The 26,552-nt window shown below is 72.8% G+C and carries 25 protein-coding genes; 9 read left to right on the top strand and 16 right to left on the bottom strand.

Annotated features, from left to right (window positions below):
- Together IEJ02_RS23005 and IEJ02_RS23010 are read left to right on the top strand one after the other, a co-directional pair.
- The coding region (locus tag IEJ02_RS23005) for an acyl-CoA dehydrogenase family protein (protein ID WP_263407968.1) at positions 1 to 491 on the top strand (491 nt) is incomplete at its 5' end.
- A 58-nt stretch (positions 492 to 549) separates the two neighbouring features.
- Positions 550 to 1,554 (top strand): LacI family DNA-binding transcriptional regulator, encoded by a 1,005-nt coding sequence (locus tag IEJ02_RS23010; RefSeq protein WP_191066592.1) that lies wholly within the window; start codon positions 550 to 552, stop codon positions 1,552 to 1,554.
- 18 nt (positions 1,555 to 1,572) lie between these two features.
- Here the strand turns inward: IEJ02_RS23010 and IEJ02_RS23015 are convergent, their stop codons facing one another.
- The gene (locus IEJ02_RS23015) at positions 1,573 to 2,313 is read right to left on the bottom strand and encodes a PaaX family transcriptional regulator C-terminal domain-containing protein (RefSeq protein ID WP_191066593.1); all 741 of its coding nucleotides are present in this window, start codon (positions 2,311 to 2,313) and stop codon (positions 1,573 to 1,575) included.
- Positions 2,314 to 2,413: 100 nt separating this feature from the next.
- On the opposite strand from IEJ02_RS23015, the gene IEJ02_RS23020 reads away from it, so the two are divergent.
- From IEJ02_RS23020 to IEJ02_RS23035, 4 genes are all read left to right on the top strand, one after another.
- Entirely contained in the window at positions 2,414 to 4,060 is a 1,647-nt protein-coding gene (locus IEJ02_RS23020) for an acyl-CoA dehydrogenase family protein (RefSeq protein ID WP_191066594.1), read from the top strand.
- A 466-nt stretch (positions 4,061 to 4,526) separates the two neighbouring features.
- Positions 4,527 to 4,904, top strand: coding sequence for a hypothetical protein (locus IEJ02_RS23025; protein WP_191066595.1), 378 nt, complete (start codon positions 4,527 to 4,529; stop codon positions 4,902 to 4,904).
- On the top strand, positions 4,891 to 5,043 hold the full coding sequence (locus IEJ02_RS23030; RefSeq protein ID WP_191066596.1) for a hypothetical protein: 153 nt from the start codon (positions 4,891 to 4,893) through the stop codon (positions 5,041 to 5,043). The genes IEJ02_RS23025 and IEJ02_RS23030 overlap by 14 nt, the downstream gene beginning before the upstream one ends.
- 34 nt (positions 5,044 to 5,077) lie before the next feature.
- Entirely contained in the window at positions 5,078 to 5,848 is a 771-nt protein-coding gene (locus IEJ02_RS23035) for a bestrophin-like domain (RefSeq protein ID WP_191066597.1), read from the top strand.
- Here the strand turns inward: IEJ02_RS23035 and IEJ02_RS23040 are convergent.
- Positions 5,811 to 7,103, bottom strand: coding sequence for a cytochrome P450 (locus IEJ02_RS23040; RefSeq protein WP_191066598.1), 1,293 nt, complete (start codon positions 7,101 to 7,103; stop codon positions 5,811 to 5,813). The two genes, IEJ02_RS23035 and IEJ02_RS23040, sit on opposite strands and share 38 nt — an antisense overlap.
- Before the next feature lie 173 nt (positions 7,104 to 7,276).
- Positions 7,277 to 8,128 carry a metallophosphoesterase family protein gene (locus IEJ02_RS23045; protein ID WP_191066599.1) on the bottom strand — a complete coding sequence of 284 codons (852 nt, stop codon included), beginning with the start codon at positions 8,126 to 8,128 and terminating at the stop codon, positions 7,277 to 7,279.
- A 106-nt stretch (positions 8,129 to 8,234) separates the two neighbouring features.
- On the opposite strand from IEJ02_RS23045, the gene IEJ02_RS23050 reads away from it, so the two are divergent.
- Both IEJ02_RS23050 and IEJ02_RS23055 read left to right on the top strand, forming a co-directional pair.
- Positions 8,235 to 8,696, top strand: coding sequence for a universal stress protein (locus IEJ02_RS23050; protein ID WP_137981408.1), 462 nt, complete (start codon positions 8,235 to 8,237; stop codon positions 8,694 to 8,696).
- 87 nt (positions 8,697 to 8,783) lie between these two features.
- Positions 8,784 to 9,020, top strand: coding sequence for a dodecin (locus IEJ02_RS23055; RefSeq protein WP_191066600.1), 237 nt, complete (start codon positions 8,784 to 8,786; stop codon positions 9,018 to 9,020).
- 7 nt (positions 9,021 to 9,027) lie between these two features.
- Here IEJ02_RS23055 and IEJ02_RS23060 read toward each other — a convergent pair whose 3' ends face one another.
- The 6 genes from IEJ02_RS23060 to IEJ02_RS23085 form a co-directional block, all read right to left on the bottom strand.
- Positions 9,028 to 10,095 carry a phosphatidylinositol-specific phospholipase C domain-containing protein gene (locus tag IEJ02_RS23060; protein ID WP_191066601.1) on the bottom strand — a complete coding sequence of 356 codons (1,068 nt, stop codon included), beginning with the start codon at positions 10,093 to 10,095 and terminating at the stop codon, positions 9,028 to 9,030.
- A gap of 186 nt (positions 10,096 to 10,281) precedes the next feature.
- Complete coding sequence (locus IEJ02_RS23065) at positions 10,282 to 11,370, bottom strand: NAD-dependent epimerase/dehydratase family protein (RefSeq protein WP_191066602.1); 1,089 nt, start codon at positions 11,368 to 11,370, stop codon at positions 10,282 to 10,284.
- Between the two features lie 109 nt (positions 11,371 to 11,479).
- Positions 11,480 to 13,315 carry a transketolase gene (locus tag IEJ02_RS23070; RefSeq protein WP_191066603.1) on the bottom strand — a complete coding sequence of 612 codons (1,836 nt, stop codon included), beginning with the start codon at positions 13,313 to 13,315 and terminating at the stop codon, positions 11,480 to 11,482.
- Between the two features lie 27 nt (positions 13,316 to 13,342).
- On the bottom strand, positions 13,343 to 14,668 hold the full coding sequence (locus tag IEJ02_RS23075) for an NAD(P)/FAD-dependent oxidoreductase (RefSeq protein WP_191066604.1): 1,326 nt from the start codon (positions 14,666 to 14,668) through the stop codon (positions 13,343 to 13,345).
- Between the two features lie 254 nt (positions 14,669 to 14,922).
- Positions 14,923 to 16,134, bottom strand: coding sequence for an FAD-dependent monooxygenase (locus IEJ02_RS23080; RefSeq protein WP_191066605.1), 1,212 nt, complete (start codon positions 16,132 to 16,134; stop codon positions 14,923 to 14,925).
- Between the two features lie 140 nt (positions 16,135 to 16,274).
- Complete coding sequence (locus tag IEJ02_RS23085) at positions 16,275 to 17,141, bottom strand: Fpg/Nei family DNA glycosylase (RefSeq protein ID WP_191066606.1); 867 nt, start codon at positions 17,139 to 17,141, stop codon at positions 16,275 to 16,277.
- A gap of 157 nt (positions 17,142 to 17,298) precedes the next feature.
- Between IEJ02_RS23085 and IEJ02_RS23090 the strand changes: the two genes are divergently transcribed.
- Positions 17,299 to 18,684: a catalase family protein gene (locus tag IEJ02_RS23090; RefSeq protein WP_191066607.1), complete on the top strand. Its 1,386-nt coding sequence runs from the start codon at positions 17,299 to 17,301 to the stop codon at positions 18,682 to 18,684.
- A gap of 293 nt (positions 18,685 to 18,977) precedes the next feature.
- Here the strand turns inward: IEJ02_RS23090 and ccrA are convergent, their stop codons facing one another.
- The 7 genes from ccrA to IEJ02_RS23125 all read right to left on the bottom strand — a co-directional run bounded on the left by ccrA (position 18,978) and on the right by IEJ02_RS23125 (position 26,531).
- A complete protein-coding gene (gene ccrA, locus IEJ02_RS23095) occupies positions 18,978 to 20,318 on the bottom strand; it encodes a crotonyl-CoA carboxylase/reductase (protein WP_191066608.1) in 1,341 nt (446 codons plus the stop codon).
- A 111-nt stretch (positions 20,319 to 20,429) separates the two neighbouring features.
- Positions 20,430 to 21,839 carry an NDP-hexose 2,3-dehydratase family protein gene (locus IEJ02_RS23100; protein WP_191066609.1) on the bottom strand — a complete coding sequence of 470 codons (1,410 nt, stop codon included), beginning with the start codon at positions 21,837 to 21,839 and terminating at the stop codon, positions 20,430 to 20,432.
- Entirely contained in the window at positions 21,833 to 22,819 is a 987-nt protein-coding gene (locus IEJ02_RS23105; protein ID WP_191066610.1) for an aldo/keto reductase, read from the bottom strand. The genes IEJ02_RS23100 and IEJ02_RS23105 overlap by 7 nt, the downstream gene beginning before the upstream one ends.
- Entirely contained in the window at positions 22,819 to 23,784 is a 966-nt protein-coding gene (locus tag IEJ02_RS23110; protein WP_223864283.1) for an NAD-dependent epimerase/dehydratase family protein, read from the bottom strand. Before IEJ02_RS23110 ends, IEJ02_RS23105 begins: the two co-directional genes overlap by 1 nt.
- 92 nt (positions 23,785 to 23,876) lie before the next feature.
- The gene (locus IEJ02_RS23115) at positions 23,877 to 24,533 is read right to left on the bottom strand and encodes a response regulator (protein ID WP_137981398.1); all 657 of its coding nucleotides are present in this window, start codon (positions 24,531 to 24,533) and stop codon (positions 23,877 to 23,879) included.
- The gene (locus IEJ02_RS50440; protein WP_317985882.1) at positions 24,530 to 25,792 is read right to left on the bottom strand and encodes a sensor histidine kinase; all 1,263 of its coding nucleotides are present in this window, start codon (positions 25,790 to 25,792) and stop codon (positions 24,530 to 24,532) included. Before IEJ02_RS50440 ends, IEJ02_RS23115 begins: the two co-directional genes overlap by 4 nt.
- A 1-nt stretch (position 25,793) precedes the next feature.
- Complete coding sequence (locus IEJ02_RS23125; RefSeq protein WP_037962594.1) at positions 25,794 to 26,531, bottom strand: ABC transporter permease; 738 nt, start codon at positions 26,529 to 26,531, stop codon at positions 25,794 to 25,796.
- Positions 26,532 to 26,552 lie beyond the last annotated feature (21 nt).

A 26,552-nucleotide genomic window follows, 5' to 3' on the forward strand; every position in this document is an offset into this window, starting at 1 on the left:
TCGCCCGGGGCCCGGCCGTGGCCGCGGCCGCCGCGCGCGCCGCGGACTGGGCCGCCTTCGCCACGGCCGCGCTCTCGCTCGGCACCGGGCTCGCGCTGGTGGAGCGCACCGCGGCGTACGCCGGGCAGCGCACCCAGTTCGGCCGCCCGATCGGCTCGTTCCAGGCGGTGAAGCACCGGCTGGCGGACGCGCTCATCGGCCTGGAGTTCGCCCGGCCGCTGCTGTACGGGGCCGCGGTGGCGCTCGCGTCGGGGCCCTGGGGCGGCGCGCTCGCGTCCGGGCCCGCGGGCGACGCCCGCGCGGAGGTCGCCGCGGCGAAGGTGGCCGCCGGCGAGGCCGCGTACACGGCGGCGCGCACCGCCCTCCAACTGCACGGCGCGCTCGGCTACACCGATGAGTACGACCTCTCGCTGTGGATCCGCAAGGCCCGCGCCCTGCGCTCCGCCTGGGGCTCCCCGTCGGTTTGCCGCGCCCGCGTCCTCGCGCCCTGACCGGTCTTGATCCATGCTGTATCGACCCATGGTTGAGCGAACAGCGAGGTATGCGCGGATGCACCGGCCCCGGCCCACCCTGGAGAGCGTGGCGCGGCGCGCGGGTGTCTCGCGCGCCACCGTCTCCCGTGTCGTCAACGGCTCGACCAAGGTCGGCGAGGACAGCCGTGAGGCGGTCCTGAGCGCCATCCAGGAGCTGGGCTACATCCCCAACCAGGCGGCCCGCAGCCTGGTCACCCAGCGCACCGACTCCTTCGCGCTGGTGCTCCCCGAGGAGCCGGGCCGGGTCTTCTCCGACGACCGGTTCTTCCCGGGCGTGGTGCGCGGGGTGAGCCAGGAGCTGGAGGGTGCGGACAAGCAGCTGGTGCTGATGATGGCCAGATCCGCCGCCAGCCGCGACCGCATCGAGCGCTTCGCGCTGGCCCGCCATGTGGACGGGGTCATGGTCGCGTCGATGCACGGCGCCGATCCGCTGCCCGCCGCGCTGGCCCGGATGGGCATCCCGGTGGTCTGCAACGAGCGGGTGCCGGGCCCGGCGTCGCCGCCGTACGTGGGGGTGGACAACGCGGCGGGCGCGGCGCTGGCCGTGGAGCATCTGATCCGCTCCGGGCGCACCCGTATCGCCACCGTCGCGGGCCCGCAGGACATGGTGGCCGGGATGGACCGGCTCTCGGGCTACCGGGCGGCGCTGGACGGGGCGCGGCTGGCGGCGTGTGTCGCGGTCGGGGACTTCACTCAGGAGTCAGGGGCGGTCGCGATGCGGGAGCTGCTGGACCGGGAGCCGCGGCTGGACGGGGTGTTCGTGGCCTCCGACCTGATGGCGATCGGGGTGTTGCGGGCGCTGCGCCGGGCGGGCCGGCGGGTGCCGGACGACGTGGCGGTGGTCGGCTTCGACGACATAGAGCCCGCGCGCTACACCGAGCCCCCGCTGACCACCGTCCGCCAGCCGATAGGCGGCATCGGCCGCCGCCTGGCCCGCCAACTGCTGCGCCTGACCGCCGGAGAGACCATCGAGCCGGCGCTGGTCCTCCCCACGGAGCTGGTGATCCGCGAATCGGCGTAACCGGGGACGCCCAGGCGGTCAGGCGCCCGCGTACCGCGGCAGCCATGCCCGGAAGTCGCGTTCGAACGCGTCGTAGCGGCGGCGCAGCTCCGTACCCGGCCAGTCCTTGGGCAGGAGCCGGTCGGGGAGGACGGGGTCGGCGAGCAGGTGGCGGAGGGCGGCGGCCGCGACGGTGAAGCGGTCGGCCGGTTCCTCCGCGCCTTCCAGGGCCGCGCCGAGCAGCCGGGCCTGGCGGGCCCAGCCGTCCAGGTCCCACAGGCGCGCGGCGAGCTCGGCCGGATCGCCCTCCGGCGCGCCGGTGAACCAGCCGCACTGCTCGGCGGCGACGTCCGGGCGCGGGTGGACGAGGTTGGCGGGGCGCATCCAGGTGCCCTCGCGCAGCTCGGCCAGGCGCAGGGTGGCCATGGCCTGGCGGAGGGCGGCGCGCTCGGCCGCCTCGCGCCGGTCGGAGGTGACGATCGCGATCTCCCACGCGCCGCCCCAGCGCCGGGTGCGCGGGGCCCGGCTCTCGTCCTGCCGCGCCTGGCGGGCCAGCAGCCGGTCGGTGAGCCGGTAGATGCCATCGCTCTGCTCCAGGTCACCGGCCGCGACCATCCGGGTGAGCGCGACCCGGATGGTGCCCTCGGCGGTGCCGAAGAGCGCGCCGACGCGCACCAGCGCGCGGGCGGGCAGCTGGGGCGGGTGGAGGCCCAGCAGGGTGCTGAGCACGACCGAGCGCGCGGTCAGCGGCCGCAGGGTGAGCGTTCCGGTGTCGTCCATGGTTACGCGAAACCCTACCCATTACAGTTCTCTGTCGCGCATACTGGAAGTGTAAGGCCCGGCCGGGCCCGGGACCACCGCGAACGAGGAGATGTCTGCCATGAGCGCCACGCACGAGGTCCTCAACCAGGCCCCGCCGCTCATCGGCTTCAGCACCGCGGACGACCCCGCCCTGCTGGAGGCCCTGCGGCGGCACGGCGGCGGCTGGGGCGAACAGGAGGTGCGGGACCTGGGCGCGCGGGCCGGTTCCGCCGAGGTGCAGGACTGGGCGCGGATGGCCGAGGAGCACCCCCCGGTGCTGCACACCCACGACCGCTACGGCCACCGCGTCGACGAGGTCGAGTACCACCCCGCCTACCACCAGTTGATGGGCGTCGCCGTGGAGAGCGGCCAGCACGCGGCCGCGTGGAGCGAGACCCGCCCCGGCGCCCACCTGGTGCGCGCGGCCAAGTTCTACGCCTTCGCACAGGCCGAGCCCGGCCATGGCTGCCCGATCTCCATGACGTACGCCGCGGTCCCGGCGCTGCGCGCCGAGCCGGAGCTCGCCGCCGTGTACGAGCCGCTGCTGGCCGCCCGCAGCTACGACTTCGGGCTGCGGCCGCCACTCGGCAAGCGGGGCCTGATCGCGGGCATGTCGATGACGGAGAAGCAGGGCGGCTCGGACGTCCGCGCCAACACCACCCGGGCCGTACCGGACGGCGAGGGCCGCTACCTGCTCACCGGCCACAAGTGGTTCACCTCCGCGCCGATGAGCGATGTCTTTCTCACGCTGGCCCGGACGGAGGAGGGGGTCACCTGCTTCCTGGTGCCCCGGGTGCTGCCGGACGGCAGCCGCAACCCGCTGCGGCTGATGCGGCTGAAGAACAAGCTGGGCAACCGCTCCAACGCGTCGGCCGAGATCGAGTACGAGTCCGCCCTGGCCTGGCGGGTCGGCGAACCGGGCCGCGGGGTGCGGACCATCGTGGAGATGGTCAACGTCACCCGGCTGGACTGCGTCATCGGCTCGGCGGCGGGCATGCGGGCCGGGCTGCGGCAGGCGCTGCACCACGCCGAGCACCGCCGGGCGTTCGGCGCCGAGCTGGTCGACCAGCCGCTGATGCGCAATGTGCTCGCCGATCTGGCGGTCGAGTCGGAGGCGGCCACCACCCTCGCGATGCGGCTCGCGTCCGCCCTGGACCGCGCGGAGGCCGGGGACGAGGGCGAGGCGGCACTGCGCAGGCTGGGGCTCGCGGTGAGCAAGTACTGGGTGTGCAAGCGCGGCGCCACCCACGCCGCCGAGGCCCTGGAGTGCCTGGGTGGCAACGGCTATGTGGAGGAGTCCGGGATGCCCCGTCTGTATCGCGAGGCGCCCCTGCTGTCGATCTGGGAGGGCTCGGGTAACGTCGCCGCGCTCGACGTACTGCGCGCACTGGGCCGGGAGAACGGCGCCCTGGAGGCGTTCCTCGCCGAGGTCGACGCCGCGGCCGGGGCCGACGCCCGGCTGGACGCGGCCGTGGACCGGCTGCGCGGGCTGCTGCCGCGGCTCACCGACCCCGAGCGGGCACAGCTGCTGGCGCGCCGGCTGGCCGAGCAGATGACACTGGTGCTCCAGGGCAGCCTGCTGGTGCGGTACAGCCATCCGGCGGTCGCCGACGCGTTCTGCGCCTCGCGGCTCGACGGGGACTGGGGGCACGCCTTCGGCACCCTGCCGCCCGGCACCGACACCGGCCCGATCCTGGAGCGGGCCCACCCGAAGGACGCGCGATGACACCCACGGACGGCGCGTCCGACGCGGGCGGGACGGCGGACGCGGCCGGTACGCGCCTTCGGTCAGCCGAGCACGTATGAGGGGAACGTCCTCGACTCAACCTCGATGCGCCAATGTCAGCACTACCCATTCCCCTATTCGGGGGAATTTCGATGGTCACACGGCTGGCGGGCGCCCGTTCGGCGGAACATCTCCTCGTGAAGCGATGGCAGCGCGTATGGCGTGCGGGGGCCCTGGCCACTGCCCTTGTCCTCACCTCGGCGGGGGCGACAGCCCTGGCCGACGGGGACGGTGACGGTCCGGCGACCGCGCACGCCTCCCCTCGGCCGACGGCCGATACCCGGTCCCGGGCCGGGGGCCCGGACGACGGACCGCTCACCTCGCTGCGGATCCGGATCGGTCCGGGCCTGTGTGTGTGCGTCGCCGCCTCGGCGGGCCCGGTCGGCCTCGTCGCCCGGTACGGCTGGTGCCCCAAACCGCCCAAGCCACCCAAGCCACCCAAGCCGACACCGACCCCCACGCCGACGCCCACGCCCACCCCCACGCCGTCGCCGACTCCTACACCCACCCCGACGCCGACGCCGTCCGCGACACCCACCCCCAGCCCGTCGGCCACGCCGAGCCGTACGCCCACACCGTCCCAGAGCCCCACGCCCACGCCCACCCCGACGCCGCGGGCCCCCTCCCCCACGCCCGCTCCGCGGCTCCCCGCGCCGGGGCCCACCCGCGCGCCCGCGCTTCCGCTGCCGCCGCCCCCGCCCTCGCGCACCCAGCCTCCGGCATCACCCCCCGCGCCGGCTCCCGCACCGACCAGGACCCGTGCCGTCGAGATGCACGCGTATGAGAAACCCGCGCGCGAGAAGCCCGGCAACGGGACCTCCTTGGTCACCTTCACCCTGCTGCTCACCGCGCCCGCGGTCCTCGCGGCCGCCGCTCTCCGTCCGCGTTCGCGCTCCGGCGCGCGCGGCGGGCGGCGCGGCTGACGGCCCACCGCCGAACCGCTTGGGAGGTTCATCCATGCCCGAATGGCTGATTATGACCCTGGTGATGGCCGGGACCTGCGCGGTCGTGGTGACCGGGGCGGTCCTCAACTCTCGCAGACTCGGGGATGACGACGATCCGGACGAGACCCCCGATGTCCTCGACTACATGATCATGATGATCGGCGTGGTCTACGCGATCGTGCTGGGCCTGGCCATCGCCGGTGTCTGGGAGGCCCGCTCCGCCGCACAGGACGGGGTCCGTACGGAGGCACAGGCGCTGCACGAGGTGACCGAGCAGGCGAGCGTCTACCCCGCCCCGGTGCGCGATCGCATCCGCGACGACGTGAACGCGTATGTGGACCATGTGGTGCACACCGAGTGGAAGGTGATGATCGACAAGGGCGAGCTCACCGACCGCGGCACCAAGCTGCTGACCACCCTGCGCCGCGATGTCACCCTCGCGGCCCCGCACAGCGACCTCCAGTCGCAGGCGTATCAGCCGATGGTGGATCAGGTGGCAGCCGTGGACGACGCGCGCAACGCCCGGCAGCAGAGCGCGGGGTCCACGATGCCCCCGCTGGTCTGGTTCGGGCTGGTGCTGGGCGCGGCGCTGGTGATCGGACTGGTCTTCACCCTGCAGATCCGCCGCTCGCCCCGGGAGCTGATGCTCGCGGTGATGTTCACCGCGCTCATCGTCTTCCTGCTCTTCCTGGTGTGGGACTTCGACGAGCCCTTCGGACGGTCGGTCGGCGACTCGACCACGGCCTTCACCGATCTGTTCCCCAGCGCACGGGGAGGGTCTTGAGGCCGTGTCGGAAGTTGGAGGTGAGCCGCACCGGCTCACCCGCCCGGCGCAGCCCCGGCAGCCGGTCCAGGGCGGCGCGCAGCATGGCCCGCATCTGGACCCGGGCCAGATGCGCGCCCAGGCAGACATGCGGTCCGAAGCCGAAGCTCAGATGGTCGTTGGGGGCGCGGGTGATGTCGAACCGGTCGGGGTCGGCGAAGACCGTCTCGTCGCGGTTGGCCGAGGCGTGGAAGACGACGACCTTCTCACCGCGCCGGATGAGCTGTCCGCCCAGTTCCACATCGCGGGTGGCGGTGCGCCGGAAGTCGATGACGGGCGGCCAGTAGCGCAGCATCTCCTCCACCGCGGAGCCGGTCAGCTCGGGCCGGTCGAGCAGCAGCCGCAGGCTCTCGGGGTGGTCGAGCAGGGTGAGCAGCCCGCCGGGGATGCCGTTGCGCAGCGTCTCGTTGCCCGCCACGGCGAAGAGGAAGAACATGTTCTCGAACTCATCCCGGCTCAGCCCGCCCTCCCGCATCCGCGCCATCACACTGCCCGGCCGCGGCCGCTCGGCGAGTGCGTGGGCATAAGCGAACATATCGGCCAGGGCCTCGCGGGAGCGCGGGTTCATCGGCCGGCCGTCGGGGCGGCGCGGCGCCGAGGCCGGGCGGTGGGCGAGGGCGGCGCGCCCGATGGGGCTCAGCTCCTCGCGGGCCGCGGTGGACAATGCGGCGTAGTCGGCGTCCTGGTATCCGATGACCCTGCCGGCCCAGTCGAACAGCAGCCGCCGGTCGCCCTCGGGGACGCCCATCACCTGGGCGAGGGTCCAGACCGGCAGATCGGCGGCGAGCTCCACGAAGTCGGCCTCGCCGCGCCCGGCCACCGAATCCACGAGCGCCGCCGCGCGCTCCTCGATGACCGCCTCCAGCTCCCGTACGGCGCGCGGGGTGAAGGCCGCGGCGACGATGCGGCGGCTGCGGGAGTGGTCGGGCGGGTCCTGGTTGAGCATCATCGCCCGCACGAACTCCAGATCGGCGGGCGTGTCGGGGTCGCGGATCTGGGTGGCCCCGAGGTGGGAGGAGAAGACCTCGGGGGTGCGCAGGACGTGTTTGACGTCGGCGTGCCGGAACACCGCCCAGAAGCCGGGGCCGGCCGCCCAGGCCCCGACCGCGGGCTCGTCGATCCGGCAGACGGGGCGGGTGGCCCGCAGTGCGCGGAACAGGGCGTACGGGACACCGACGGTGTAGGTCTCGGGGAGGAACGCCTCGACAGGGTTCACAGCCGAGACCGTACGGCGCCGCCCTCCGGGCCCGTCAAGACGCCCCGCGCGTCAGGAGGCCCTACCCATCACGAGGCCCTGCCCATCACGACGCCCCGCCCGTCAAGGCGCCCCGCTCATCACGACGCCCTGAGCCACCGGCCCCCCCGAGCCCACCGGTCACCGCGCGGCCCCTACCCCACCGGCACCGGGAGGATCCGGCGCAGCGGGTCCTCCGGCAGTCGGCCGTGGGCCTTCCACTCCCGGGGGTAGCCGACCGAGACCTCCTGGAACTTCACCCCGTCCTCCACCGTCGTCCGGGGGATGTGCAGATGGCCGTAGACGACCGTCTCGGCCCGGAACCGCACATGCCAGTCGGCGGTCAGCTCGGTGCCGCACCACAGCGCGAAGTCGGGGTAGCGCAGCACCCGGGTGGGCAGCCGGGTCATCGGCCAGTGGTTGATGAGCACGGTTCGCAGCTCCGGGTCGACGGCCGCCAGCCGCGCCTCGGTCTCGGCGACCCGGGCCCGGCACCACGCGTCGCGGGTGGGGTAGGGGTCGGGGTGCAGGAAGTGCTCGTCGGTGCAGACCACCCCCGCCTCGTGGGCGTGGGCCAGCGCGGCCTCCTTGGTGGCCAGGCCGTCGAGGCGGAAGGTGTAGTCGTAGAGCAGGAACAGCGGGGCGATGACCAGCGGCCCGCCGATGCCCTCCCAGAGCGGGTAGGGGTCCTCGGGCGTGACGATGCCCTTCGCCCGGCACATCTCCACCAGCGCCTCGTAGCGCGCCACCCCCCGGACCTCCAAGGGGTCCTTGGGATGGGTCCACAGCTCGTGGTTCCCGGGTGACCAGATGACTTTGGCGAAGCGCTCGCTCAGCAGGCCGAGGACCTCCTCGATCTCGGAGAAGACCTCGCCGACGTCCCCCGCGACGATCAGCCAGTCGTCGTCGGAGCCGGGCCGCAGCCGCTCCACGATCGCCCGGTTCTCCGGATAGGCCACATGAAGGTCGCTGATGGCGAGGAGTTCGCCCCCGTGGGTGCCGCCCATTGTCTCTCCTGTCGTACGGTGGCGGTCATGACGCGGTCGCGGTGCGCGGGCACCGCGGGACGGGCCGGGTGATCACCGGACCGTCCCTGGCGCTAGCCTCGCAGATGTGGTGGACAAACTCCCTCCGTCTTTTGAACGGGGAACCGACGGACCGAAGGTCATCGTGGCCGGACTGGACGGTTCCGAATCCTCCTGGCGCGCCACGGCCTACGCCGCCGGGCTGGCCAGACGGCAGAAGGCGCTGCTGGTCGTGGTCTACATCCAGCCGGTGCTGGCCGCGGGGGCGGCGCTCGGGGCCTCGGTGGCCGACACCACGGGTGAGGTGGCCGAGGAGCTGATGCGGGAGATGCGGGAGGCCACCGAGCGGCTGCGCGGGGTCTTCGAGGTGCGCTGGGAGTTCCACACCTTCCGGGGCGATCCGTACAACGGTCTGGCCCAGGCGGCCGATGAGCTGAAGGCCGACGCCGTGGTGGTGGGCGCCTCCGAGCAGGCCGGGCACCGCTTCATCGGCTCGGTGGCCGTACGGCTGGTCAAGGCCGGGCGCTGGCCGGTGACCGTGGTGCCGTAGGGGCCGTCCGTCCGGCTCGCGGAGCCCGGCGCGGTGAGGCACCGTGGGAGGAGCGAACGGACCACCCCACGGACCGGGGAGACTGCCATGGCCCACACCTACCGGGTGACCGAGATCGTCGGCTCCTCCAGCGAGAGCGTCGACGACGCGATCCGCTCCGCCATCGGCCGTGCCTCGAAGACGCTCCGGAATCTCGATTGGTTCGAGGTCGGCCAGGTGCGCGGGCATATCGAGAACGGCCGGATCGCGCACTACCAGGTGGGGCTGAAGGTCGGATTCCGGCTCGAGGACCCCGACGCCGGCTCCGGGGACCGGGCCGGCTGACCCCGGCTCAGCCACGGGGCACGACGGTGGACAGCACGGACGGCAGCGGATACCAGTCGGCGGTCGCGAAGCTGGCGTGCCGGGCGGCGAGTGCGGAGACCCGGTCCCGTGCCTGGGTCTCGGTGGGTTTGGTGCCGTCGATCGGGGGCGCCACGTTGTGCGCGTCCGTCATGATCAGCAGGTAGTGGCGGTCGTCGTACCAGGCGGTGTCGATACCGCTGGTGACATATGTGGACGCGTCCCCGTCGAAGAGCACGAACCACGGCCGGAGGGCGGCGTCGGTGTAGCGGGTGCGCGGGTCGCCGGAGGCGGCGCCGTGGACGGCGGGGAAGGCGGCGGCCTGACCGAGCCTCCCGGCGGCGGACAGGTCCCGCAGATGGGTGGCGTACTCACGGTCGGTCCACAGCGTGTCCAGGGGGTTGTTCTCCTCGACCGTGCCGGGTATGAGCTCGACGATGAACTTGCCCGCGAGCGCCGGGCGGGACGGCCAGCCGCCCGCCTGAACCGCCTCGTCGAGGGTGGCACGGCCGCCCACCACATCCGCCGGGCGCAACACCGCGTCGCCCAGGGTGGCGCCGAGGAGGGCGTCGAGGTCGGCCGGGCCGCGGCCCTTCTTGCCGTTGAAGCCGTCCTTCATCTCCACCTTGACGAGGATGGGTCGGTGCCCCGGATGGGCCTGGTGCCAGGCCCGCATGTCGGCGAGGCAGCCGGCCAGGCTCTGGTCGCGGGGCTTGGTGCGCAGCTCGCCGGGGCCCCCGGCGTTCTCGCAGTTGTTGTCGTTGCCCAGCGGGTTGGAGTGCGAGACCCGCCAGCCGGCGCCGAAGGCGTTGGTCCACACATCGAGTTCCAGGAGCGAGGCCCCGGAGTCCAGCGCGTCGGCGAAGTAGGGGTACTTGGCCTTCTCGTAGGCGTTGTGCACCCCCACCGAGGTGGTGGCGGAGTAGGACGGGTCGTCCGCGGTGGCGGGCCGGGCCTCGGCCGGTGCCGTCAGACACAGTGCGGCGGCCGCCGCGGCGACCGCCACCGTTCCCGTGCGCCGGGCATGACCGCGCGCCGGACTCCCCACCCTGCCCATGTGTCCCCACCCTCGTCGATGTCCCGACCAACTGGGCAGAAGCGTACGGGAGTCGCGTCATGGGTTACGAGGGGTCATGGGTCACAGCGGTACGGGCCCGGCGGTGTGCTGCCGCTGAGCCCGTCTCATGTGCCGCGTCTGTGCCGCGTCTCACACGGCTGGGGTCGTTCAGGGGGCGGCCCCCGGTCAGGGCCGCTCCCCCACGCCGGTCGTCGCGACCTCGCGCACCCGTCCGCCGGGCGGGCTGGGAGCCAGTGGCGCGGTCTGGTCCATTCCGGTGCCGCGCCGCAACCCGGTGAGGAACTCCTGGAGCGTCTCGACTGCGGTGTGCCGGGGCCGCCAGCCCAGTTCCTCCTGGGCGCGGGTGGTGTCCATCAGCGGGAGCCGCAGGGCGGCGTCGAACAGGTGGGGCGAGGGCGGCAGCAGATGCAGATGCCAGGCCGTGGCCATGGCCGAGCGGGCGGCGAAGCGCGGGATCCGCATCGTCCGCGCGTCCAGCAGACTGGCCAGCGTCTCGCCGTCCACCGGCGGTTCGGCCGCGAGGTTGAAGGCGCCGCGCACCTGCCGGCCGAGCGCCAGCCGGTACGCCTCGGCGGCGTCGTCGGTGTGCAGGACCTGGAGCCGCAGCCCGGGCAGGTCGAAGACGGCGGGCAGGAAGGCGGAGCGGACCAGCCGCCGGGGCAGGAACGGGCCCATGAACAGCCGGCGCTGCTCGGCCGCCGCCTCCTCCTTGAAGAGGAAGCCGGGCCGCATCCGCACCACCCGGACCTGCGGATGCTCCCGTTCGAAGGCGTCGAGCATCCGCTCCACATACGCCTTCTCCCGGCAGTACGCGGCCTCCGGCCAGCCGTCGGTGGGCCAGGACTCGTCCACCGGGCGGCCGTCCTCGGGGCCGGGCGAGTAGGCGCCCACCGAGGAGGCGTACACCAGCACCGGCACCTCGGCCCGTGCCACCGCCTCGAAGACCCGCTTGCTGCCGAGGACATTGGTGGCCCAGGTGACGGCGGGCCGGTGGCTGGGCTGGATCAGCCAGGCGAGGTGGATGACCGCGTCGGCACCCTCGAAGTGCCGTACGAGGCCGGCCTCCTCACCGGCGTCCCGCCCGATGTCCGCGCGTACCCAGGTGGTCTTCGGCGGCGACCAGCTGGGCACCCTGCGGGCGACGCCCACGATCGACTCGACGTCCGGCGCCTCGCCGAGCGCGCGGACGACGCTCGTACCGGCGTTTCCGGTGGCCCCGACCACCACCACGCGCATTCCGTGCTTGACACCCATGTGCCCGCTCCTTCCGGCAGCGTCGTGTCCTCAGCCGTCCCGGTTTCGGACCTGTTGTGAAGCTGGTTCCGGAGCTGGTTTCAGCCCTGGTTTCAGCGCGGCCCGCCTTTCAGCCCTCGCCGACCAACTGCCGCGCGGCCGCGACGATCGCGTCCGCGTCGATTCCCGCGTCGCTCAGCTGCTCGGCGGGGGTCGAGGAGGCCGGCATCATGCGCACCGCGAGCCGGATCATCCGGGGCACCGGACGGCCGTCGCCGAACGCGTCGAGCACCGCGTCGCCCAGTCCGCCCTCGGGGTGGTGGTCCTCCACGGTGACCAGCCGGCCCGTCGCCTCGGCGGCGGCGCGCAGCGTCTCGGCGTCCACCGGCTTGAGCGAGTACAGGTCGATGACCCGGGCCGGGATGCCCTCCTGGGCGAGCCGGTCGGCGGCCTCGACGGCCTCGTGCAGGGTGACCCCGGCGCCGACCAGGGTGACCCGGTCGTCGTCGCTGGAGCGCACCACCTTCGAGCCGCCGATGGGGAAGCTCTCGGTGGGCGGGTAGATGACCGGCGTTCCGCTGCGCGTGGTGCGCAGATAGCGGATGCCGGATGCCTCGGCCATGGCGGCGGTCAGCTGGGCGGTCTGGTTGGCGTCGCACGGGTAGAGCACCGTGCTGCCGTGCACCGCCCGCATGGCGGCCAGGTCCTCCAGGCCCATCTGCGAGGGTCCGTCCTCACCGATGGCCACCCCGGCGTGGGAGCCGATGAGGTTGAGGTCGGCGTCGCTGATGGAGGCCATCCGGACGAAGTCGTAGGCCCGGGTGAAGAAGGCCGCGAAGGTGGCGACGTACGGGTTCCAGCCGCGGGTCTGCATGCCGACGGCCGCGGCCACCAGCTGCTGCTCCGCGATGAAGAACTCGAAGTACCGCTCGGGGTGCTCCTTGTGGAAGTACTCCAGGCGGGTGGAGTCGCCCACCTCGCCGTCGAGCGCCACCACATCGCCGCGGGCGGTGCCGATGGCGGCCACCGCCTCGCCGAACGCGTCACGGCTGGGGATCGAGTCGCCGGTGTTGTAGCGCGGCAGCGCCAGCGGGCCCTCGGACGCGGGCCGGGTGGGGGTCACCGAGGGCGGGCCGAGAACGGGGACGGCCATGTTGCGTACGCCGCCGAGCTCGGCGATGGCCTCGTCCGCGTTCTTCAGCGGCTTGCCGTGCATGCCCTCGCGGTTCTCCACCGAGGCTACGCCGCGGCCCTTCATGGTGCGGGCGATGATGGCGGTGGGGCGGCCGACGGTGGACAGCGCCTCGCCGTAGGCGCGGTCGATGGCCTCGATGTCATGGCCGTCGATCTCGATGGTGTGCCAGTCGAAGGCGCGGATGCGCCGGGCGTAGGCGTCCAGGTCCCATTCGTGGCGGGTGGGCCCTCGCTGGCCGAGCCGGTTGACATCGATGATGGCGGTGAGGTTGTCCAGCCGCTCGTAGCCCGCGTGCTCGAACGCCTCCCACATCGACCCCTCGGCCATCTCGCTGTCGCCGCACAGCACCCAGACGCGGTAGGGCACATGGTCCAGCCGCTTGCCGCTCAGCGCCGTGCCGACGCCGTACGGCAGGCCCTGCCCGAGCGATCCGGTGGCCACGTCCACCCACGGCAGCCGGGGGGTGGGGTGGCCCTCCAGCCTGCTGCCGCGCTTGCGGAAGGTGATGAACTCCTCGTCGCGGAGGGCCCCGGCCGCCTTGTACACCGAGTAGAGCAGCGGGGAGGCATGGCCCTTGGAGAAGATGAGGTGGTCATTGCCCGGGTGGTCGGGCTGCTCGAAGTCATAGCGCAGATGGTTTCCCATCAGGACGGCCATCAGGTCCGCCGCCGACATCGACGACGTGGGATGGCCGGACCCGGCGGCCGCGGCGGCACGCACCGAGTCCACACGGAGCTGCTGCCCGAGCTCGCTGAGCTGTTCGTGTCGCATTGTTCTCCTTCCAGGTTTCGCCGGCGGTCAGCCGCCGCCCGTCCGCGCCCGGGCGGTCTGCGCGACCTCGGGCGACTCGGTGTCCAGCGGCACCGCCCAGGGCGGGATCATCCCGAGCTGCACCCCCTGGCGTGGCAGCACCGCGTCGAGCAGCCAGTCGGCGGCGACCCGGACCCTGTTCCCCGGCATCGCCATCAGGTGGTAGCCGCGGGTGACGGCGTTGGCGATCGGCCCGGACAGCGGGATGTGCAGCGGGTCCGCGGCGGCCTGCACCCCGCCGAGGTCGACGGTGAACCCCAGGTCGTGGTGTTTGTACGGCTTGGCGGTGCCGCGCCCGAGGGAGGCCAGCAGGTTGTGGCCCGCGACCTTGCCCTGCCGGTGGGCGTGTTGCGCGGTCATCGGGGTGAACTGGCCCGGCCGGGTCAGATCGGGCACCGCGGCGGCGTCCCCGCAGGCCAGCACGTCGGGATAGCCGGGTACGGCCAGATACTGGTCGACCCTGAGCCGGCCGCGTTCGGTCGGCAGCCCGAGCTGCTCCACCAGCGGGTCGGGGCGCACCCCGACGCACCAGATCAGCGACCGGGTGTCGACGCACTCGCCGTCGTCCAGCAGCACCCCCTCCGAGGTGGCCTCCTTGACCGTGGTGCCGGTGCGGACCTCGACACCCCGTTTGCGCAGCACCCGGTCGGCCGTGCGGGACAGCTTCTTGTCCAGCTCGGGAAGGACCCGGGGGGCGATGTCGAGCAGCATCCAGCGGGGCCGCGGCGCATCGCGCAGCGAGTGGTTCCGCCGCGCGAGCGAGTCGGTGAAGAGCACCCCGTGGGCGGCCACCTCGGTGCCGGTGTAGCCGGCGCCGACCACCACGAAGGTGCGGCGGGCTTCCCGCTCCCGGGGGTCGGCGGCGGTGCCGGACATCTCCATCTGGCGGGTGATGTGGTCGCGCAGGAAGAGCGCCTCGGGCATACCGCGGAAGCCGTGGGCGTGCTCGGCCACGCCAGGGATCGGCAGCAGCTTGTTGACGCTGCCCACGGAGAGGACGAGCCGGTCGTAGTCCATCTCGCCGGACCGTCCGTCCGGGTCCCGCCAGGAGATCTTGCGGGCGTCCAGGTCGACGCCGTGGACCTCGCCCAGCACCAGCCGGACATGCGGCAGGGTGCCGGTGAGGGAGACCGAGACGCGCCGGGGTTCCAGGACCCCGGCCGCCACTTCGGGCAGCAGGGGCAGATACAGGAAGTAGTCATTGGGATTGATCAGGACGATGTCCGCCGCGCCGCGCAGGGTGCGGGAGAGCGTACGGGCGGCCTGATAACCGGCGAATCCGGCACCGACGATCACTATGCGTACTGGGCTCACGCGAATCTCCCGGGCATACGGGGCCAGGGAGCTCCAAGTGCCCGTGAGAGCCCGGACCAAACGTGGGGCCCGGTCGGCCCCGCCCCCGGGGCCGTGTTCCGGGCGGTTCCCGGTCGCGGTCACGGGGGCGGGGGGCGGGGTGCTTCAGGGGCGCGCGTACCTCGGAAGCGCGCGCACGTCACGGGGCGTACGTCACGGGGCGTACGTCACGGGGCGTACGTCAGGGGTACGCGTACGTGGGCGGCGCGCGGACGTCAGCGGCGCCGGCGGGCCGTCTGCGCGTCGATCCGCTCGTCCCAGTCGATGCGGTAGCCGGTCAGCCAGTCCGAGGCGCCGTTGCCCGCCCGGTCCAGCTTGCGCGGCATGGTGACATCGCGCAGGGCGCGCGCCACGGGCCCCGGCGCCGTGCGGCGGGCCATGCCCGCGCCGGCCGCGGCGACCTTCTCGACCCGCTCCCGGCGCAGCGCCTCGTACGCGGCGAAGGCCGACTGGGGTGTGCGCAGATCGCGCAGGCATTTGGCGAGCACGACGCCGTCCTCGATGGCCATCGAGGCGCCCTGTGCGACGCCCGGCGCGCAGGCGTGCGCGGCGTCGCCGACGATGACCATGGCCTCCTCGGACCAGGTGGGAGTGGAGACGATGTCGTAGGCGGCGGTGGCCACGATGGTGTCACCGGTGGCGCGGACCAGGTCGGCGGCGGGGGTGTTGTCCTCGGCGAAGAGCGTCAGCAGCCGCTCCCGCCACTGCTCGGAGGTGACGGCGGCGAGCTCGGCCTTGGACATCTCCTCGGCCGGGGCGTTGCAGAACCACCAGACCTCGCCGTCCGGTGCGGTGGTGCAGCCGAAGAAAGCCTGCTTGCCGAAGATCATCGTGTAGGCGTCGGGGTCCGGGGGCGAGTCGGCGTCGCGGGTGTAGCCACAGACGGTGTGCTGTCCGGTGTAGCGGGGCCGGGGCGCGCCCGCGTCGATCGTCCTGCGGACGAGCGAGTGGATGCCGTCGGCGCCGATCAGCACATCGCCCACGGCGCGGCCGCCGTCGGCGAAGGAGCCGACGATCCGGCCGTCGGGGCTGGTGTGGGCGGCGAGCAGCCGCTTGCCGCCCTCGACGCGCACACCGCGGCGCACCGCCTCCTCGCGCAGCACCCGGGCGAGGGTGGCGCGCTTGAGCGTCACGGGGCCGAGGCCACCGTCCCGCGATCCGGACATGGGACGGTTGCCGAGCCGCTTGCCGGTGTTGCTGATGAAGTCGACGCGGCCGGCCGGGAAGGAGTTCTTCAGCACGGGTTCATGGGCGTCGATGGTGCGCAGTGCCTCCAGGCCGTTGGCGGCGACGACGAGGAACGCACCGGTGTCGATGGCGTCCGTGGGGTACGTCTCGTAGACGGCCGCGTCGATGCCGGCCTTCCGCAGGGCCATCGCGGTCACCGTGCCGGCGATGCCGCCACCGATGATCAGGGCTGTGGTCATGGTGCTCCGTGACGTGGCGTGGGGTGTCGTGTCGTGGGATTGCGACAGCACCATATGGCGGTCCGGAGCTCCCCGGGTCAAGAGCGGGACGTCAACTACCGGGCGGTGGGCGGCATGTGGGGCGGAACCCGGCAGGTACGCTACTTGAGCAGCCGGGACAGCCGCCGGTCGGCGAGCGGCTTGCCACCGGTCTGGCAGGTGGGGCAGTACTGCAGCGAGGAGTCGCGGAAGGACACCTCGCGGACGGTGTCCCCGCACACCGGGCACGGCTGCCCGGTGCGGCCGTGCACCCGCATGCCGCCGCGCTTCTCCCCCTTGAGGTCGGTGGCGGCCAGGCCGCGGGAGCGCTCGACGGCGGAGCGCAGCGTGGCGCCCATCGCCTCGTACACCCCGGCGATCTCCGCCTCGGTGAGGTCCGAAGCGAGCCGGTAGGGCGACATCCGGGCGGCGTGCAGGATCTCGTCGGAGTAGGCGTTGCCGATCCCGGCGATGACGCTCTGGTCGCGCAGCACCCCCTTGATCCGGTGGCGCACACCGCGCAGCAGCCCGGCGAACACCTCCAGCGTGAAGGAGTCGTCCAGCGGGTCCGGGCCCAGCCGGGCGATCCCCGGGACCTCCCCCGGGTCGCGCACCACGTACACCGCGAGCCCCTTGCGCGTCCCGGCCTCGGTGAGGTCGAAGCCGGAGCGCTCCGGCCCGGCCAGGAGCAGCCGCAGCGCGAGCGGGCCCTTGCCGGGCCGGGGCGGGGTCTCGGGGAGCCCGTCCCGCCAGCGCAGCCAGCCCGCCTTGGCGAGGTGGATCACCAGATGGGGGCCGTCGGTGGCCAGGTCGAGGAACTTGCCGTGGCGGGCCGCCGCCGTGACGGTGCGGCCTTCGAGCGCGCTCAGCGGCGGGTCGTAGGTCTTCAGGACGCTCACCGCGACGGGGAGGACACGGGCGATCTCCCGGCCGGCGGCGCGCTCGGCCAGGATCCCGGTCAGGGCCTCCACCTCGGGCAGCTCCGGCATGCCACCAGTGTGCCGCAGGCCGGAGCGGAACCACCCGCGGCGGTCCGGGTGACCGATTCCCCCCGGTGCACCACTCCGGGCTGCGGCCCCGCACACTCTCCCCTAGCGTCCCATTTGTTCCCCATCGTCCCCGCCTGCCCCGTACGGAGCGTTCCCCATGGTCGACACCGGACAGCAGTCCGTACGCAGCGAGGCGGCACGGCACGGGGTGGCGGGCGGGACGGCAGGCGCGCCGTACGAGGGCTATGAGGCGTACGAGGGCGGCAGCCCCGAGGCCGAGCGGCTGCGCTTCCAGAAGCTGACGCACGAGCTGATGCGGATGCAGCGGTACTCCGACGGCACCGACGGCTCGGGCGCCCCGCGGCCGCTGCGCGCCTTCCGCGGCGAGGCGGCGCTGGGCGTGGAGAACGCCCGGCTGCGGTTCCGTGACGACCTTCCGCCCGAGCTGTGCGTGGGGTACGCCCGGCCGGGCGCCGAGTACCCGGCCGTGGTGCGGCTGTCCAGCGCGAGCGGCTCCGAGGGGTACGGCGCCACGCCCGATCTGCGGCGGCTGGCGGTGCGGGTGCAGGCCGGTCCGGAGGAGACCCACGACCTGCTGGCCACCAGCTTCCCGGTGTCCCATGCCGCCGACGCGCACGAGTTCGTCGCCTTCGCCAAGGCCACGGCGGGCGCGGGGAGCACCGTGGAGAGGGCGTTCGGGCTCTTCGTCCGGCTGCCGCTGGCGGTGGGCTGGGCCACCGCCGACCGGATGCGCCGCAACCTGCGGATCGCCACCCGCCACACGGTGGGCTCGCTGGCCCGTGAGACCTTCTGGAGCCGGGGCGCGATCCTGTGGGGCCCGGCCGGTCCGGTGCGCTACCAGCTGCGTCCGGCGCCCGGCGGCACCCCCGCTCCCCCGCCCGACGGCGGCGACCCCGACTATCTCCACCGTGAGCTGGCGATGCGGCTGTCCACCGGCGACATCGCCTTCGAGCTGTGCGTACAGCGCTATCTGGACGACCGCCGCACCCCGGTCGAGGACGGCTCGGTGGAGTGGCGGGAGAGCGACACGCCGGTCGTCCCGGTCGCGGTGCTCACCGTGCCGTGCCAGGACCTGGACGGCGCCCGGGCCCGGTCGGCGGCGCGCCGGGTCGAGCAGCTGGCGTTCAACCCCTGGCACACCACCGAGGAGTTCCGTCCGCTCGGCAGTCTCAACCGGGCCCGCAAGGCCGCGTACGAGGCCGCCGCCGCGCACCGGCTCGGCCTGCGCTTCCCCGCCGCCGAGCAGCGGCCCACCACGCTGCTGCCCGTCCCGGTGCGCGCCGCCCTCGACCTGCCGGTGCGGGCGGCCTTGGACCTCCCGGTGCGCGCCGCCTTCGGCCTGGTCGACCGCTGTGTGCCCTGGCACCGGCTGCCGGCCCCGCTGGGGCTGCTCAACCCGGCCGCGCTGGGCCGGACGCTGCGCCGGCTGGGCCTCGTCGAGGGGGACGACGAACCCGAGGCGCCGCGGCGCCCCGCCCCGGCCGGGGAGAGGCCGCGGGTGGCGAGTCCGTTCGCGCCCTGACGGCCGGTGACGCCGCCCCTGTCCTGACCGCCGGCCCCGGGCGCTCCGAGCGGGCCGCACCCCACTGGACCGGTTTACCGACGCGCTATCGTGTGGCGGTCCACAGGGGACGGACGGCGCTGGGCCACCGCCGGATCGCCCGGGTGGGCGGCGCCCCCGGGCTGGGGCACACCACGATCCGCGAGGCCGCCTTCGGGGCCGCCGTACGGGAGTCGGGGCTGGGCGAAGGCCGCACGGTGGCCACGGACTTCTCCGGCGAGGAGGGGGTGCGGGCCACCCGGGCCCGAACCGGTTCAGTCCTGGCGGAAGCGGTTGATGGCCGGCAGATGGCGCTCGCGCAGCTCCGGGTCGCGCACCCCCAGCCCCTCCTCCGGGGCCAGGCACAGCACGCCGACCTTCCCGGAGTGGCGGTTGCGGTGGACGTCCTGGGTGGCCGTGCCGACCGCATCGAGCGGATAGACCTTGGAGAGCGTGGGGTGCACCATCCCCTTCTCGATCAGCCGGTTGGCCGCCCATGCCTCCCGGTAGTTGGCGAAGTGGGTGCCGATGATCCGCTTGAGCGCCATCCACAGGTAGCGGTTGTCGTACTCGTGGCGGTAGCCGGACGTCGAGGCGCAGGTGACGATCGTTCCGCCGCGCCGCGCCACGTACACACTGGCGCCGAAGGTCTCCCGGCCGGGGTGCTCCACGACGATGTCCGGGTCGTCGCCGCCGGTCAGTTCGCGGATCCGGGACCCGAAGCGCTTCCACTCCTTGGGGTCGGGCGTGGTCGCGTCCTTCCAGAAGCGATAGCCCTCCTCGGCCCGGTCGATGACCAGCTCGGCCCCCATGGAGCGGACGAGTTCGGCCTTGCGCCGCCCGGAGACCACACACACCGGGACCGCCCCGCCGTTGACGGCCAGCTGGGTCGCGTACGAGCCGAGGCCACCGGCCGCGCCCCAGACGAGGGTCACATCGCCCTGTTTCATCTGGGCGCCGTTGCGGGAGACGAGCTGCCGGTACGCGGTGGAGTTGACCAGGCCAGAGGAGGCGGCCTCCTCCCAGGTGAGGTGGGCGGGCATCGGCATCAGCTGGTTGGCCTTGACCAGCGAGAGCTCGGCGAGCCCGCCGTAGTTGGTCTCGAAGCCCCAGATCCGCTGCTCGGGGTCGAGCATGGAGTCGTCATGGCCGTCCGGTGAGCGCAGTTCGATGGACAGGCAGTGGGCCACCACCCGGTCGCCCGGCTTCCAGTGGCGGACCCCCGGCCCGGTGCGCAGCACCACACCGGCCAGGTCGGAGCCGAGCACGTGGTAGGGCTGGTCGTGGCGGGCCGCTCCGGGGTCGTCGGTGCGTGCGTAGCGCTCCAGGAAGCCGAAGGTCGGCAGCGGCTCGAAGATGGCGCTCCAGACGGTGTTGTAGTTGATCGCGCTGGCCATGACCGCGACCACCGCCTCGCCCGGGCCCGGTTCGGGCGTGGGCACCTCGCGGATGTGGAGCGACTTCTGGGGGTCCTTGTCCTTGGTGGCCATGCCCACGAACATCTCGGATTCCTCTTTGAGGATCACCGCGCCCCGGTAGGACTCGGGAAGGTCCAAGGCGGCGAAGTCCGCGGCCACCGCGTCCTGCGCCAGCACGGCGCTGATGATGTCCTGCATGACATGTCCTCCGATGTACCGCTCCGGGCACCTGTGTGTCCCGGAGGCTATGGAAGCGGCCACGATCCGAATTAACCCCTAGCTCCGCCCGGGTCGCGCCCCCCTAGTCCCCTATACGGCCAGGGAGTGCAGACAGGCGATGAGCGTGCGGGCCTCGACGTTGACGTAATGGCTGTGGCGCATCAGGTCGAGCAGCTGACGCACGGCCATCCAGCGGTAGTTCGGCGGCTCCTGGGGGACGGCGCTCATCTCCGTCTCCACGACGAGATAGCGGTTGAAGGCGTGGAAGAAGCGGCCGCCCTCCTCGGAGAGCACGGTGTCGAACCGCACCCGGTCGGCCGGTGCCTCCACCACGTCCCCGAGGAACGGCGGGGTGGCCCCCTCGGGCAGATGGGTGTAGTTGCGCGGGGTGCACTGCACGGTGGGGGCCAGCTCCACCACGTCCGTGTAGCCGGGTTCGGCGCGGGCCTGCACCAGGACGTGCGGCACCTTGTCGGCGTAGGCCAGCAGAAAGGCCGCCACGCCCGGTCCGTGGGGCTCGATCATGGGCTGGGTCCAGCCGCCCACCTCGCGGCCGCCCGCGGTCACGTCCACGGCCATCACGCTGAAGTAGCGCCCGCTCTCGTGGGAGATGCGGTGGGCGTTGCGGTGCCAGCCGGTGGTTTCCCGCAGCGGTATCCGCTCGGTGAACACCTCGCGCTCGGTGCGCAGTCCGGTGATCCAGCTGAGGATGTCGGCGTCGCGGTGGAGGGTGTGCCGCCCCTGCCGTTCCGGCTCCGCGGTCCCGTGTGGTCCGGCGGCCGGGAAGGTCTCCCCGGGGTCCAGCGGGGAGTGCGGCAGACAGGCCAGGACGCTGCGGGCGTCCATGTTCACCAGGTCCTCCACGGCCAGCAGATGGTGCAGCTGGCCGAGCGTCAGCCAGCGGAAGCCGTCGCGCACCTCGACGTCCGTCTCCGGCGCCACCTCGACCAGCATGTTGCGGTTGCGCTTGTGGAAGAACCAGCTGCCCTGCTCCGACTGGCGGACGTCGGCGAGCACCCGGTGCCGCTCCATCCGCTGGAAGTACTCCAGATACGGCACGGCCCGGCCCTTGTGCACCCGGGTGTAGTTGCTGCGGGTGGCCTGGACGGTGGGGGACAGCTGCAGCCCGCCGTGGTTGCCGGGCTCCATCTTGGCCTGCATCAGGAAGTGCGGTACGCCGTCGAAGTCCTTGACCAGGATGCCCAGGATGCCGATCTCCGGCTGGTGGAGGATCGGCTGGCTCCACTCCTCCACCGGGGCCCCGGGCATCCGCACCCGGATGCCCTCGACGGTGAAGAACCGGCCGGTCTCATGGACGAGGTTGTGGGTGTCCGGCGCGAAGTCCCAGCCGCGCATCGCCTCGAACGGGATGATCTCGATCCGGGACTCGTCGGCGTCGACGCGTTCGCGGAACCAGCGCTGGAAGTCGGCGAGCAGGGTCACCGAGCTGTCGACGGTGGCGGCGGAGCGGACCAGCCGCTCCTGGAGCGTGCTCACCACGCCCACGCCTCCGGTCCGGGGCCGCCGTTGCCGATCGGCGGGAACAGCCGGTCCAGCTCGGCCAGCACCTCGTCGGACAGCGTCAGCTCCATGGCCGTGAAGGCCCCTTCCAGCTGGTCCAGGCTGCGCGGCCCGATGACCGGCGCGGTGATGCCGGGGCGTGCCATCACCCAGGCAAGACCCACTTCGGCCGGGTCGGCGCCGAGGCCGTCGCACAGCTTCTCGTACGCGGCGACGGCGTCCCGGTGGACCTCCAGCGCCTGGGCGGCCCGGCCCTGGGCGGTCTTCATCGCGGTGCCCTCGGCCAGCTTGCGCAGCGCCCCGCTGAGCAGCCCGCCGTGCAGCGGCGACCAGGCGAGCACCCCGACGCCGTACCGCTGGGCGGCGGGGATCAGCTCCAGTTCGATATGGCGGGTGACGAGGTTGTACACGCTCTGCTCGGAGACGATGCCGAGGAAGTGGCGGCGGGCCGCGGCCTCCTGGGCCTCGGCGATGTGCCAGCCGGCGAAGTTGGAGGAGCCGACGTAGCGCACCTTGCCCTGCCGGGTCAGCGTCTCCATCGCCTGCCACACCTCCTCCCAGGGGGCGTGGCGGTCGATGTGGTGCATCTGGAACAGGTCGATCCAGTCGGTGCCCATCCGGCGCAGCGAGTCCTCGCAGGAGGCGATGATGTGCCGGGCGGACAGCCCCGAGTCATTGGGCCAGTCGGTCATCGGGTTGAAGACCTTGGTGCCCAGCACGACCTTCTCGCGCCGGCCGCCGCCTTGGGCGAACCAGCCGCCGAGGAACTCCTCGGTGTAGCCCTTGTGCTTCTGCCAGCCGTACTGGTTGGCGGTGTCGATGAAGTTGACCCCGCGGTCCAGGGCGGTGTCCAGGATCGCGTGGCTCTCCTCGTCGCTCGCCCTGACCCCGAGGTTCAAGGTGCCCAGGCACAGTCGGCTCACCTTGAGGGCGGTGCGGCCGAGATAGCTGTACTGCATCAGTGTCCTTCGGTACGGGCCGCCTCGGCAGCCGGTCGGCTCGGGGTGGCGGAGGCGGCCCACAGGTCGTGGAGGGATTCCTTGAGGGCCACCTTCGGGGACCAGCCCATGAGCCGCCGGGCGAGGCGGATGTCGGCCTGGGTCCAGCTGCCGCCCTTGCTGTGCACGGCGCCGCTCTCTTCGCGCACCAGACGGTCGGGGACCTGGGAGGCGGAGATCAGCAGCCAGGCCAGTTCGCGCATGCTGAAGGCGTCGCCCTGCCCGATGTTGAGCACCCGGCCGGTCACCGGGCTGCTCGCGGCCAGCACCACGGCCTCGGCGACATCGCGGACGTCGATGAAGTCGCGCCGGTCGTCGACGAGGGTGACGGCGAGCGGAGCGTCCTCGGTGGTGTGGCGCAGCCGGTGGGCGAGCCCGCCGAGGAAGCTGCCCCGGGGGGTGCCCGGTCCGCAGACGTTGGTGACGCGCAGGACGCAGCCGTCGACGCGTCCTGCGTCCGTGGCGCCCAGCACGATCCGGCTGCCGACGAGCTTGGTGCGGGCGTAGGGGGTGCGGGGGGCGGTGGGGTGGTCCTCGGCGATGGCCGTGCCGTCGGGGACGGGGCCGTACTCGTGCACCGAGCCCAGATGCACCAGCCGCGGCCGCCTGGGGAGGGCCGCCACGGCGTCCACCAGCCGGTCCACAAGGGGGATGTGCGAGGCCGTCATGCCGGCCTCGTCGCCCTCCCAGCTGTCGCCCGCCGCGTTGACGACGAGATCGGCGGACCGTGCGGCCCGGACGATGTCCTCGCTCGGCGCGGATACCGCGTCCAGTGCCAGAAATGAGACTCCGGGAATGGGTTCGGCGGGTTTTCTCGCGATTGCCAGGACGTCATATCGGCGCTTGGCGAGAGCTCTGCAGATATGTCGCCCGATGAATCCGGTGCCGCCGATGACAACGGCTTGCCGATCTCGGATGTGGCCCATATCGCCACCGTATTGGCGCCGCTTCGAGCGGAACAACCCCTACCCTCGTCCACCCCTATCGGCCACCCCTATCACGGCCCCGACCTGCGGTGTCATTCGAATAGATGTCGTTTATGGGCCTCGCTGACCGCCGCCGCGCGATCCTTCACCCCGAGTTTCTCGTAGACATGCAGAAGATGCGTCTTGACGGTCGCCTGGCTGATGAACAATGCCGCCGCGGCCTGTCGATTCGTGGCCCCGTCCGCGATAAGCCGGAGCACTTGGAGTTCACGGTCGCTCAGCGGGCCCTGAGTGGGTTTGCGGACCTGACCGAGAACGCGTCCGGTGACCGCGGGCGAGAGGACGGACTGGCCCGAGGAGGCGGACCGCACGGCGCGGGTCAGCTCCTCGCGCGGGGTGTCCTTGAGGAGATAGCCGGTCGCCCCGGCGGCCAGGGCGCCCATGACGTCGCTGTCGGTGTCATAGGTGGTCAGCACCAGGATCCGGGCCTCGGGGTCGCCGCGCAGCAGCCGTTTGATGGCCTCCACGCCGCCCATCCGGGGCATGCGCAGATCCATCAGGACCACATCGGCCGGCTGCCGCTCGTACAGTTCGACGGCCTCGGCACCGTCACCGGCCTCGCCGATCACCGTGAAGTCGGGGTCCCGCTCCAGCACTCCGCGCAGCCCGTCGCGGACCACGGGATGGTCGTCGACGATGAGGATGCGGATGGGGCTCGAGGTGTTGCCGCCATGGGTGTTTCCGCTCATGCACCGGCTTCCTGGGGGATCACGGGGACGGCCGCGCTGATGGCGGTGCCCTCGCCACGGGCGCTTTCGATGTCCAACGTACCGGCCACCCGGTCCAGTCGGCGCCGCATCGCCACCAGCCCGAGGCCGTGGCCGCCGGAGGTGCCGGCCTCGGCCTCCGCGGCCGCGGGGTCGAATCCGACGCCGTCGTCGAGTACGTCGAGGACCACCACGTCCTCCATGTACGACAGGGTGATGCCCACCTTCGACGCCCGGGCGTGCTTGGCGATGTTGGCAAGGGCCTCCTGCGCCACCCGGTAGAGCGTGGCCTCCAGTTCGGCGTGGAGCGGGACGGCGGTCCCGGTCGTCGCGAACGCGGCCTTCGGCTCCCGCGCCCGTGCCCACCCCTCGACCAGCGACTCCAGGGCGTCCGGCAGGGTCCGGGACTCCAGTTGCTCGGGGCGGAGCGCCTGGACCGAGCGGCGCGCCTCGGCGAGGCTGTCCCGGGCCAGGTCCTTGGCCGCCACGAGATGGCGGCGCCACACCTCGCGGTCGCCCTCGGCGTGTTCGGCGGCCTCCAGCTGCCGGATGATGCCGGCCAGCCCCTGGGCGAGGGTGTCATGGATCTCCCCCGCCATCCGCTGGCGCTCGTCGAGCACTCCGGCCTCACGCGCCTGGGTGATCAGCTGGGCGTGGAGTCCGGCGTTCTCGGCGAGCGCCGAGCGGAGTTCGGCCACGGTCCGTTTGCGCCGCTGGTGCTGTTCGTTGAGCCGGCTCGACAGCAGGTTGATCCAGCCGATCACCACGGTCTGGAAGGCGATGGCGGCGAGATAGCCGACCACCGCGCCGGTCGTGGGCCGGGGGAAGCCGTCCGGCACGGTGTTGACGACGAAGGAGGTGGCCGCCACGGACACCAGCGCCCAGACGGTCGGCAGCAGCACCAGCGCCTGGAGGAACCCGGTGGCGGCGAACAGCATGAACACCTGGTCCCGCGCCATCAGCGCGGCGGAGAGGGCGAGCAGCCCGGCGAAGTAGACGGCCGTGCGCACCGTGCCGTACGGCTGTCTGCTGCGGCGGCCCGTGGGCAGGGTGTAGGTGCCCAGGATCCAGGCGGCGGCCACGGCCGCGAGGCCGAGCGTGGTGAGCAGCCGCCGGGCCGGTGGCGGGCCGTGGACCACGCTCAGGGCCGTGGACAGAAACAGCAGAAGGTAGGGCAGCCCTCCGAACAGGATGTCGGAGTGCCGCTCCCACCGTCCGCCGTCGTCCTTGGACGCGCTCACCTCACTCCCAGCGGAACAGCTTGGCCGCGGCCGCGGTGGCGGCCACCGCGATCACTCCGAGGACGGTCAGGTGCAGCGTCTGCGGCCACTGGTTCTCCCAGGAGTCGCGCAGCGCCTGGAGCGCGGCGCCCAGCGGGGTGTAGTCGCCGATGGTGGACACCGTCTCCGGCAGATCCTCCTTGGGGAGGAACGCGCCGCCGAAGAAGAGGCTGGGGAAGAGCAGGGACAGGCCCATCGCGGTGGCCGACTTGCTGCTCGGCGCCACGGCCGCGATCACCAGGCCGATGGAGAACAGCGCCCAGGTGCCCAGGACGAAGCTCACCAGGAAGGCGGGGACGTCACCGGGCAGCTTGGTGTCGAAGGCGGTCTTGCCGACGATGAGCACCAGCACCGCGGAGACCGCCGCGGTGACCAGGTTGATGAAGAGCTGGGCGAGCAGCAGGTTCCCCGGGTGGATGGGGCTCGCGGCCATGCGCCGCAGGATGCCCTTCTCCCGGTAGGTCGCCAGGGTCGTGGGCAGCAGGTTGAGGGCCAGCATCGTCAGACACAGCGACATGGCCATCGCGGGGACGAACGCGGCCATCGACGCCTTGGTGGCGGCGTCGTCGTCGGACTTGGTGGTGACGAAGTGGAAGATGGCCAGCAGCATGATCGGCAGCGCGATGACGAAGAACACCGCGGTGGGATCGCGCAGGAACAGCTTGCTCTCGACGTAGGTGAGCTTGGTGCGCCCGGACATGGCAGAAGTCTCCTCGGCGGC

This window comes from Streptomyces sp. 5-10 (assembly GCF_014712245.1).
Lineage (GTDB): Bacteria > Actinomycetota > Actinomycetes > Streptomycetales > Streptomycetaceae > Streptomyces > Streptomyces violaceusniger.